This window comes from Azospirillum sp. B506 (genome assembly GCF_000333595.1).
Taxonomy (GTDB): Bacteria; Pseudomonadota; Alphaproteobacteria; order Azospirillales; family Azospirillaceae; genus Azospirillum.
This window is the reverse complement of record NZ_BADK01000543.1, coordinates 1-1,569: the sequence shown is the minus strand read 5'-3', so window position 1 is coordinate 1,569 and position 1,569 is coordinate 1. Positions and strand designations below refer to the sequence as shown.

Annotated in this window: 3 protein-coding genes; all 3 read right to left on the bottom strand. The window is 64.2% G+C overall.

What is annotated here, in order from left to right; translation table 11 throughout:
• Positions 1 to 28: 28 nt before the first annotated feature.
• On the bottom strand, positions 29 to 922 hold the full coding sequence (locus tag I71_RS16165; protein WP_042695874.1) for a sensor histidine kinase KdpD: 894 nt from the start codon (positions 920 to 922) through the stop codon (positions 29 to 31).
• Positions 923 to 942: 20 nt separating this feature from the next.
• A complete protein-coding gene (gene siaC, locus I71_RS16160; RefSeq protein WP_042695873.1) occupies positions 943 to 1,317 on the bottom strand; it encodes a biofilm regulation phosphoprotein SiaC in 375 nt (124 codons plus the stop codon).
• A 20-nt stretch (positions 1,318 to 1,337) separates the two neighbouring features.
• The coding region (locus tag I71_RS16155) for a DUF6272 family protein (protein ID WP_042695872.1) at positions 1,338 to 1,569 on the bottom strand (232 nt) is incomplete at its 5' end.

Genomic DNA, 1,569 nt, shown 5'->3' with positions numbered 1-1,569 from the left:
TCCCGTCCAGCGGTGTCCGTCCCGGCGGTCATGACAAGGTTTCCGTCACAGCGACAGCCGGCGCCGCTGCCGGCGCGAGCGGCAGACGGACGGTGAAGGCCGACCCGCGGCCCGGTTCGCTCGCCACCGAGATGCCGCCGCCGTGGGTCTCGACGATGCAACGGGCGAGATGGAGGCCGAGCCCCGCCCCGGTCGTTCCAGCGGCATTGGACGCGCGGAAATACTTGTCGAACAGTCGCGCCGCATCGGCTGCGTTGACACCGATCCCCTGGTCGGCGATCTGCACCGTGACCTGGCCCTCGCTGGTTGATAGGTCGAGGCGGATCATCCCGCCGTTCGGCGAATATTTGACGGCATTTTCCAGCAGGTTGGAAAATACCACGGAGAGCAGGTCACGATCGCCGGGGATCGCCACCGGGCGGTCGGCTCCATGCAGCTCGATCCGGTGGCCGGCGGCCGTGACCGCCACCTCGTCTGTCAGGGTGCTCAGCATCGCCGCAAGATCGAAGGCCATCGGCCGCGCCGCGGCGGCACCCAGCCGGTCGTCGGTCAGGCAGCGTTCGATCAGGTGCAGCATCCGCTGGACCGCGTTGCGGATCTTGCCGACCCGCGGCATCGCCGAAGCCGGCAGCTTCGGCTCCAGCTCCAGCATCTGCGAGGCGCTGTCGATGATCGCCAGCGGCGTGCGGAATTCGTGGCTGACCATCAGCACGAACTGACGCTGCTGGCGTGCCATCTCCTTGGTTTCGGTCTGGAGGCGGTCACTGATCTTGGCGATCTTGCGGAACTGGCGCAAAAGTTTCCCGTGCCGTTCCGCCAGCTGCTGGAATTCCGCCAGCAACGGGTTGTCGGCATTGGCCGGATCTTCGGCCAGCCGCTGAGCCCATTGACGAAGCTCCTGTTCCTGTGACCGCATCGTCATCCCGGGTGCTCAGTGCGCCATCAGTGGGCCAGAATTTCGAACGGCAGCGACACGTCCTCGGCGAACTCCTCGGCCATGTCGAGCGCCCGGTCGTTGTCGCTGTCGTAATGCCAGCGCACCGACACCGTCCGACCGTTCTGGTGGGCACCGTCCAGCATTTCCAGCACGTCGATCATGCATTTGATGCTGCTGGTGTTCAGATAGCTGAGTCCGATGTCCAGCACCACCTCCGGGGCAGGATTCTTCAGATACTCCTCCAGCCAGCTGAACACCGGCGCGTAGAAATCGAAGGAGTTCTCCGGATAGGATTCACCTTCGATGCGCAGCTGTCCGCCCGCCGGATCGAAGTCGATCAGGGGCGAGCACGACGTTGCCTCGATCCGCAAAATGTCCATTATGAGTGTTCCGTAATTTCTTATAGCTGGACTTCAAGGCTGAAGAAGTAATAGGCGTCATCCACCGGGCGCAGCGAATATTCCAGCGGCCGGGTGGCCTTCCGCGCCATGTCGATCAGACCCAGCCCAGCGCCGCTCGCGCCCGCCTCGCGCGGCTTGCGCGATTGTTCCTTGTAGATTGCCTTCAAGCCGGCCTTGTCCTGTCCGCGCAGCCTGTCCAGCATCGCCGACAGGCCTGGAACGTCTCCGCTC

Excerpts from the sequence above, each read along its gene's own strand:
- I71_RS16165 (WP_042695874.1), bottom strand. The coding sequence starts at position 922 with ATGACGATGCGGTCACAGGAACAGGAGCTTCGTCAATGGGCTCAGCGG.
- siaC (WP_042695873.1), bottom strand. The coding sequence starts at position 1,317 with ATGGACATTTTGCGGATCGAGGCAACGTCGTGCTCGCCCCTGATCGAC.